The 8,488-nt window shown below is 46.5% G+C and carries 8 protein-coding genes; 6 read left to right on the plus strand and 2 right to left on the minus strand.

Annotated features, from left to right (window positions below):
* Positions 1–203: 203 nt before the first annotated feature.
* Both C7H79_RS12555 and adk read right to left on the minus strand, forming a co-directional pair.
* The gene (locus C7H79_RS12555) at positions 204–1,463 is read right to left on the minus strand and encodes a 6-phosphofructokinase (RefSeq protein ID WP_106707599.1); all 1,260 of its coding nucleotides are present in this window, start codon (positions 1,461–1,463) and stop codon (positions 204–206) included.
* A gap of 137 nt (positions 1,464–1,600) precedes the next feature.
* Positions 1,601–2,254: an adenylate kinase gene (gene adk, locus C7H79_RS12560; RefSeq protein WP_106707600.1), complete on the minus strand. Its 654-nt coding sequence runs from the start codon at positions 2,252–2,254 to the stop codon at positions 1,601–1,603.
* Between the two features lie 214 nt (positions 2,255–2,468).
* Here adk and recA point away from each other — a divergent pair, with 214 nt between their 5' ends.
* From recA to C7H79_RS12590, 6 genes are all read left to right on the plus strand, one after another.
* Positions 2,469–3,518, plus strand: a complete 1,050-nt coding sequence (gene recA / locus C7H79_RS12565; RefSeq protein ID WP_106707601.1) for a recombinase RecA — start codon at positions 2,469–2,471, stop codon at positions 3,516–3,518.
* A 5-nt stretch (positions 3,519–3,523) separates the two neighbouring features.
* Entirely contained in the window at positions 3,524–3,979 is a 456-nt protein-coding gene (recX, locus tag C7H79_RS12570) for a recombination regulator RecX (RefSeq protein ID WP_106707602.1), read from the plus strand.
* On the plus strand, positions 3,976–4,341 hold the full coding sequence (locus C7H79_RS12575; RefSeq protein ID WP_106707603.1) for a hypothetical protein: 366 nt from the start codon (positions 3,976–3,978) through the stop codon (positions 4,339–4,341). The genes recX and C7H79_RS12575 overlap by 4 nt, the downstream gene beginning before the upstream one ends.
* Positions 4,338–6,932 (plus strand): alanine--tRNA ligase, encoded by a 2,595-nt coding sequence (gene alaS / locus C7H79_RS12580; protein WP_106707604.1) that lies wholly within the window; start codon positions 4,338–4,340, stop codon positions 6,930–6,932. Before C7H79_RS12575 ends, alaS begins: the two co-directional genes overlap by 4 nt.
* 98 nt (positions 6,933–7,030) lie before the next feature.
* Positions 7,031–7,564: a hypothetical protein gene (locus C7H79_RS12585; protein ID WP_106707605.1), complete on the plus strand. Its 534-nt coding sequence runs from the start codon at positions 7,031–7,033 to the stop codon at positions 7,562–7,564.
* Positions 7,565–7,676: 112 nt separating this feature from the next.
* Positions 7,677–8,267 (plus strand): helix-turn-helix domain-containing protein, encoded by a 591-nt coding sequence (locus tag C7H79_RS12590; RefSeq protein ID WP_106707606.1) that lies wholly within the window; start codon positions 7,677–7,679, stop codon positions 8,265–8,267.
* Positions 8,268–8,488 lie beyond the last annotated feature (221 nt).

Raw genomic sequence — 8,488 nt, forward strand, 5'->3', positions numbered from 1 at the left:
ACCATAAAAATCAAATGTGGAATCTTGGCCTAATTAATTCCACATTATTAAACACTTGTGCTAAATCGAAAATCAGGTTGTATTTTATCTGTACTTGCTTACTGAATGCATCAAATATTTAAGAAATTAAGATTGTTAGGTGATTGATATCATATTGTTTGACTTTCATACAACACCTTATGCAATCTTAAACTTGCTTACTGTTAAATTTTGAATTCGCTCAGCTTCTTTGGAACAGCAACATTTTTGAGTCGCACATAATCTGGCAAACCATCTTTATAGGGTGGATAATCTTCGCCTTCAATCAGTGGTGCCAGGTATTCCCGGCATGCCTGGGTAATTCCAAATCCATCTTCGCTAATAAAATTATCCGGCATCATTTTTTCTACATTTGCAACATTAGATAACTGTGCCATACCAACCGACCACTTATACGGCGAACTAGATTCACGCACAATGGTTGGCATCACCGAATTGTGTCCCGCCAAGGCATATTCCACGGCTGCTTTGCCCATGGCATAAGCTTGCTCAACGTCAGTTTTAGAAGCGATGTGGCGCGCTGCCCGCTGAAGATAATCTGCAACACCCCAGTGATATTTCAGGCCCAGACCATCTTTGATGATATTGGCCACTACCGGAGCAACCCCGCCTAATTGTGCATGTCCAAACGCATCGCGCAAACCTTGATCAGACAAGAAATTACCGTCTTCTCCTTTAACACCTTCAGAGACTACCACTGAACAATAACCATATTCTTTGACATAGCGATCTACTGTGGCAAGAAATTTTTCTTTATTGAAGGTTACTTCCGGAAATAGAATCACAATCGGGATTTCACATCCTGGACCAGATGCCAGACCGCCGGCTGCAGCGATCCATCCAGCATGACGCCCCATCACTTCCAATACAAAGACTTTAGTTGAAGTCTTCGCCATGCTGGCTACATCGAAGCTGGCTTCACGTGTGGAAACTGCAATATATTTGGCTACTGAGCCAAAACCCGGACAGCAATCCGTGATTGGCAAATCGTTATCAACGGTTTTAGGCACATGTATTGCCTGAATCGGATATCCCAGCGTGTCTGATATCTGTGAGACCTTCAAACAGGTATCTGCCGAGTCACCACCACCATTGTAAAAAAAGTACCCAATATTGTGGGCTTTGAACACTTCGATCAAGCGCTCATATTCACGTCGATTTTGTTCCAAGCTCTTAAGTTTATAGCGACATGAACCAAACGCGCCAGACGGAGTATAGCGCAACCCGGCAATGGCCGTGGCTGAATCAGCATTAGTATCAATGAGATCTTCAGTTAGCGCACCGATAATACCGTTACGGCCTGCGTACACAGTACCAATTTTGTCAGTATGCTGACGTGCTGTTTCTAGAACACCCGCAGCAGAGGCGTTAATGACTGCTGTCACACCTCCGGATTGAGCATAGAATGCATTCTTAATTGCCATATTTCTCTCCTGATTGATTAAATCGTAAACAAGTATCTACTAAATCTTTACGTACAAAAACTCAGGCGCGGTTTTTTGCATCCTGAGTTCTGCGGTTCGAATCTGTTGTGCGAATTAATAGATGAGTATGATTAAATTTAATTGAGTGCTGCAATAATCTGATCGCGTATTTCTTCAACCGTACCTATTCCGGCTATTTTGATATAGCGAGGCGCATCTTTTCCGCCTTGTGCCGACCACTGTGAATAATATTCAACTAATGGTTCTGTTTGTTCGTGATAGACTTCCAGCCGCTTCCTGACGGTTTCTTCTTTATCATCATCACGTTGTATCAGAGGTTCTCCGGTTGCGTCGTCCTGACCATGGATTTTGGGTGGATTGAAATCCACATGATAAGTACGACCGGAAGCTGGATGCACTCTTCGACCAGACATACGTTTAACGATTTCAGCATCGGCAACATCAATCTCTACCACAAAATCAATCGGTACACCTGCGGCTTTCATGGCATCAGCTTGTGGAATGGTGCGCGGAAAACCGTCAAACAGGAAACCGTTTGCACAATCCGGTTGAGTGATACGTTCCTTGACTAAATTAATAATAATGTCATCAGAAACCAATCCGCCGGTATCCATGATTTTTTTTGCCATGATACCTAACTCAGTGCCTGCTTTCACAGCACTACGCAGCATATCACCTGTAGAAATTTGCGGAACACCAAAATGTTCCTTAATATAATTGGCTTGTGTGCCTTTTCCGGCTCCAGGACCGCCTAACAAAATGACTCGGATAGCTATTCTCCCCTTGTTACCGATTAATATTATTGAATGCAGAACAAAATTCCGTCATTTCAACGCTCGTTTGATAATTATATCGCAGGCAAGCTAGATACTCGAGTATTTTACTATGTTATTTTTTAAAGCTAAACAATCTGCTTTAACAAGTTACGTTGATACCAAATAGGTTATGCGATAATAATCCAATTGACTCTTAACAGGATAAATCATGGACGAAAATAGAAGTAAAGCGCTTGACGTTGCCCTGGCTCAAATCGAAAAGCAATTTGGCAAGGGTTCTATCATGCGATTGGGCGCTAACGATGTCGCTTATGATATACAAGTCGTATCAACCGGTTCGCTAGGGCTTGATATTGCGCTAGGAGTAGGCGGCTTGCCGCGCGGACGAATTGTCGAAATTTATGGACCTGAATCTTCAGGCAAAACAACACTGACGCTTCAAGTAATTGCTGAAATGCAAAAAGTGGGTGGTACCGCTGCTTTTATTGACGCGGAGCACGCGTTGGATCCTCAGTACGCGCAAAAGATTGGCGTGAATGTGAAGGAGCTATTGATCTCTCAACCGGATAATGGTGAGCAGGCGCTGGAGATTGCCGATATGCTGGTGCGCTCCGGTTCAGTCGATATCATCGTGATAGACTCCGTTGCCGCACTGACTCCACGGGCGGAAATCGAAGGCGACATGGGCGATCCGCAAATGGGTCTGCAGGCACGACTAATGTCGCAAGCTCTCCGCAAATTAACTGCCAACATCAAGCGCAGTAATACGATGGTTATTTTTATCAACCAGATTCGCATGAAAATCGGCGTCATGTTCGGCAATCCTGAAACTACCACCGGTGGTAATGCGCTAAAATTTTACGCTTCGGTACGATTGGATATCCGTCGTACCGGATCGATCAAGAAAGGTGAAGAAACCATCGGTAATGAAACCCGCGTCAAGGTAGTCAAGAATAAAATCGCACCACCCTTTAAACAAGCGGATTTTGATATTCTTTATGGCGAGGGCATTTCGCGTGAGAGCGAAATTATCGAATTGGGCGTGTTACATAAACTGATCGACAAAGCGGGAGCATGGTATGCCTATAAAGGTGAGAAAATCGGTCAAGGCAAGGATAATGTGCGTGATTACCTGAAAGAACATAAGAATATCGCGCAAGAAATTGAACAGAAAATTCGATCGATCGTTGGTATTGCTGATCAAGCCAGCCCAGTGAAAGGGAAAACCGAAAAAGAGAAAACCGAAAAAGAGAAATAAGTTTTGTGAATACGCGCAATCCTATAGAAATCCGTGCGCTGCGCATTCTTGCTCGACGTGAGCACTCGCGAAGAGAGTTGGAGCAAAAGCTCTCTGTGTTTGCAGAAACTTGTGGGTCGGAAGTGCTTGCGGGTGTACTGGATAAACTGGAGCAACGGGGTTTTCTGTCAGAGAAACGAGTTGTTGAGCAGGTCGCGCGTGTTCGCCGATCACGCTTCGGAAGCCAGAGAATCGTGCATGAACTCAAGGCAAAAGGAATAGATCGCCATTTGATTGACGACATTCTGCCGACACTCAAGGAAACCGAGTTGGAGGCCGCGTTAAACATCTGGCGCAAGAAATTCGATAAATCTCTTCCCAGAGAAGAGCGCGGCAAACAGATACGATTTATGATGAATAGAGGCTTTTCCATGGAAACAATACAACAGGTTATCGCACAAGCAGACGAGGAAGGCGCATGAAGAAATGTTGGGTAAAGATAATCTTTTTTTGGCTGATCCTGATAATTGGTTTTCAAGTGCATGCGGGAGGGATCACGTTGATTCAGGAAATCAATAGCGCACCGGCTAATTTTGATGGTAAAGAAGTTACATTGAAAGGTATTCCCAAAGATCCCACGCGTATGCCATTGGTTGATCTAAAGATTTATGTTCTGAAAGATAGCAGCGACGAAATTACGGTATTAACCGAATTTGATTTGCCTAAAATGGGCGAAGAAATCACAATCCGGGCTAAAGTCAGAACCTTGGCTATCTTCAAAGGCGAAGCAGTGGGTCTGACAGTGACTGAAGTAGAACGATACGAGCCGCAGCAAGAAATATGAAAAGCAACCAGATACGACAAAAATTTCTCGAATTTTTTGAATCTCACGGTCATACCATCGTCGCATCCAGCCCCTTGGTGCCGGGCAATGATCCGACGCTCTTGTTCACCAATGCGGGCATGGTTCAATTCAAAGATGTATTTTTAGGCCAGGACAAACGTCCATATGTCCGCGCAGCCAGTTCGCAACGCTGCGTTCGTGCCGGTGGCAAGCATAACGATCTGGAAAATGTCGGTTATACGGCAAGGCATCATACTTTTTTTGAAATGCTCGGAAACTTTAGTTTTGGCGATTATTTCAAGCACAATGCAATCCTTTTCGCCTGGGATTTTCTCACCAATATCCTCAAGATTCCGCATGAGAAATTATGGGTTACTGTCTATGCGGAAGACGATGAAGCGGCGGATATCTGGCTGAACGAAGTCGGTGTTGAGCCATCACGCCTGGTGCGGATTGCCACCACGGATAACTTCTGGCAAATGGGGGATACCGGGCCATGCGGACCTTGTTCCGAAATTTTTTATGATCATGGTTCCGATGTCAAAGGCGGACCACCGGGTTCCGCCGATGCTGATGGTGATCGTTACATCGAAATCTGGAATCTGGTTTTCATGCAATATAACCGCGATAGTGCCGGAGTACTGCATCCACTGCCCAAACCGTCGGTTGATACCGGTATGGGATTAGAGCGCATCTCTGCCGTGATGCAGCATGTACACAGCAATTACGACATTGATCTATTCCAAAGTCTGATCAAAGCGGCAGCGCGCGTTACCAGCACAAAGAATCTTGCCGATAACTCGTTAAAAGTCATCGCCGATCATATCCGCGCTTGTTCGTTTTTGATTACTGATGGCGTCATTCCTGGCAGTGAAGGCCGCGGTTATGTATTACGCCGCATTATTCGACGTGCTATCCGCCATGGATACAAGCTAGGGCAGAAACAACCTTTTTTTCATCATCTGGTGGAAGATTTAGATCAAGTGATGGGGCAAGCTTATCCGGAATTGACTGCTGCCAAAGCACGTGTTGCCGCGGTATTGCTGCAGGAAGAAGAGCGTTTCGCTGAGACTCTGGAAAATGGCATGCAAATTCTGGAAACCGCGCTCGACCGGAAAACTCAAGTGCTGGATGGCGAAACCGCATTCCGGCTCTACGATACCTTTGGCTTTCCGATCGATCTGACTGCCGATATCGCTCGCGAGCGTGGTATCACCGTTGACCACGCGGGATTCGAACAAGCCATGACACGTCAGCGTGAACAAGCACGCGCCGCTAACAAATTTACCATGCAGGAAGGTATCGAATACTCGGGCGATCAAACCACGTTCTATGGTTACGAAACTCTGCAGCATGAAGGCCAGGTATTGGCCATTTACAAGCAGGGCAGTGCGGTGGATTTCATCGAAGTGGGTGATGAAGCGGTGGTGGTATTGGATCAAACGCCTTTTTACGCCGAATCGGGTGGCCAGGTCGGTGATTGCGGTGAATTACTTGCCGCCGATGGCACTTTTGCGGTGACTGATACGCAAAAAATCCAGGCCGGCGTGTTCGGTCACAAGGGCCGATTGCGTAGCGGACGTCTGGTAATCAAGGACACAGTGCAAGCGCGAGTCAATCCACAAACCCGCATCAGCATCGCCAATAACCACTCCGCGACACATTTACTGCACGCCGCGCTACGCAAGGTATTGGGTACGCATGTGACGCAAAAAGGCTCGCTGGTTGATGCCAATCGGACGCGCTTTGATTTTTCTCATAATGTGCCACTTACCGCGGATGAGATCCGTGAAATCGAACGCCTGGTCAACGACCAGATCCGTGACAATTGTATCGTCGAAGCGGCCACGATGAAGTACGACGATGCGATCAAGCGCGGCGCGATGGCGTTGTTCGGCGAGAAATACTCGGATGTAGTGCGCGTGATTGGCATGGGCGAATTTTCAACCGAGTTATGCGGCGGTACGCACGTCCCGCAAGTGGGTCAAATCGGCTTATTTAAAATTGTCGCCGAATCCGGTGTTGCCGCAGGCATTCGCCGCGTCGAAGCGTTGACCGGAAAAGCCGCCATCGATTATGTGCAACAACGCGAAGCGCAACTGCTGGAAATTGCACATACGCTTAAAACCAATCCACAGGAAGTCACGCAAAAGATTGCTCAGATTATCGACAATGTGCGGCAGACTGAAAAAGAACTGGCGCGTCTTAAAACCAAAATGGCCAGTTCGCAAGGCTCCGATTTAGCAACGCAAGCGCAGGAAATCAAAGGCGTCAAAGTGCTGGCCGCCAACCTGGAAAACGCCGATACCAAAACCTTGCGAGAAACATTGGATCAACTGAAAGACAAGCTCAAAACCTGCGTCATTGTGCTTAGCACCGTTGCGGATGGAAAAGTTACGCTGATCGCCGGTGTTAGTGCAGATCTAACGGATAGGATCAAAGCGGGTGAACTGGTCAATTTTGTGGCGCAGCAAGTTGGTGGCAAAGGTGGTGGACGGGCAGATATGGCGCAAGCGGGCGGAACGCAGCCAGAGCAATTGCCTGCGGCGCTTGGAAGTGTGAAAGATTGGATTGAGAGAAAAGTTACGTAGTGAACGCAATATGCTTGATTTTTTTGCAAAATTATTAAGAGACTGCGTAGAAACGCGAAGCCCCTCAATTCTACGCTAGGCTACAAGTGCACGCTACTATGGACAATTTAGCCTTTTCTCCGCGACACATTGAAGCCATCGGCCTTAGAGCAGGTGAAGGGGCCGCAGTGCTGGTTGCTATGGCGATTATCCAGAGAACTACTGCACTTCGGGCTTATAACGCTTTCTCAAGCAGTCGCGATTGGATGGAAAAACTGTCGCATGCTTATGTTGTTGCGCTTGCCACGCGTTCAGCGGACACATATCTGATGCGGCAAATTCAAAATTGTATCGTCGAGGTTCCGGTAATTCCCTGTGCGAAGTGCCGAGAGGCGACCTTGGGCACGAACGTCATCCGTTCACGTTTGTTTCCTGAATTGGCAGCGCTACGGAAACAGGCAAACGCGCTTATCCATTACTTGGATAACCCAAGACACCGAGGCATGGCCGAGCTAAACGTACAGGGTGTTTTCGATTATTGCTACCACCTCTTTCACGAGAATGCAGACTTGCTGTTTGGTCGCAGTCCAGAAGGCTCATTTCCTTACACGAAGTGCAAAGAATGTAGAGCGAAGAATGTCGAAAGCCAATGAAGTGTCAGTTAGAACCTAACATTTCAGCCAACTGGATCGCCCGCAAGCTGTGCGTGGAGGTTCCTTCTGCTTTTCGCGATCCAGCTGCCGGTTACCTCAGTCGCTAGGTTTCATGAAAAAGTCGACTATTACCGCACTTACATTTACTGAACAGCACTACGCAGCGCTCGGAAAAGTCATCGTTGCTTTTCAATCACTTGAGTCAACGATAACTTATGGCCTGCTTACATTGCTTCAGCCCGATAAGTTGGTGTTTGATTCAAAACTGGCTATTGCAGTTGTGAATGAACATTCTTTTTCTAACCGATTAAAGCTACTCCTTCTTTTTCCATCGCTTACTGATAAGTTAGAGCTCTTCCATGGAAATAACGATTATTTGGAGCGTTACGAGGAAGCAGTGAGCCAATTAAATGAGGGTGGTGCTTTAGCTGCAGAAGCAGAGACAAAACGCAATCAGCTTATTCATTCAACGTGGATACATGGCTCATCCGTTGGCGGCCCAGAAGGAACAGTTCTTCGGATGAAATCACGAGTAAGAAAAAATAAGATACACGCATCGCATGAATATATCGCTGCGAAAGAAATTGAAGCCATTGCAGACGCTATGCTCACAGCTAGAGATAAATTGCATAATGCAATCCAAAATCTTCACATGCTCATGTTGGTTGCACTAAGGCCTCAAGATGTTGAGAAAAAAACTTAACCTGGCGGTCAAGGCGGACGCTCCGACGAAAAGTATGACTCCACGCTCCTTACCTTTCCGTTAGATTTCAGGAAGATCATGTGGCTCGTTAATTTGAACAACTAAACATACCTTCGATTGGGTTGCGAAAGAAGGAGGTAGACTAGCGAGGCAGACTCAGAATCAAGAATTTCGCGATATGTTTTTACGTGATTGTTGGATGTGCAACGTCAGAATTAAGA

It is taken from the genome of Nitrosomonas supralitoralis (assembly GCF_003011925.2).
GTDB classification, from domain to species: Bacteria; Pseudomonadota; Gammaproteobacteria; order Burkholderiales; family Nitrosomonadaceae; genus Nitrosomonas; species Nitrosomonas supralitoralis.

Coding starts and splice junctions, on each gene's coding strand:
- alaS (WP_106707604.1), top strand. CDS start 4,338: ATGAAAAGCAACCAGATACGACAAAAATTTCTCGAATTTTTTGAATCT.
- C7H79_RS12585 (WP_106707605.1), top strand. CDS start 7,031: ATGGACAATTTAGCCTTTTCTCCGCGACACATTGAAGCCATCGGCCTT.
- C7H79_RS12590 (WP_106707606.1), top strand. CDS start 7,677: ATGAAAAAGTCGACTATTACCGCACTTACATTTACTGAACAGCACTAC.
- recA (WP_106707601.1), top strand. CDS start 2,469: ATGGACGAAAATAGAAGTAAAGCGCTTGACGTTGCCCTGGCTCAAATC.
- C7H79_RS12575 (WP_106707603.1), top strand. CDS start 3,976: ATGAAGAAATGTTGGGTAAAGATAATCTTTTTTTGGCTGATCCTGATA.
- C7H79_RS12555 (WP_106707599.1), bottom strand. CDS start 1,463: ATGGCAATTAAGAATGCATTCTATGCTCAATCCGGAGGTGTGACAGCA.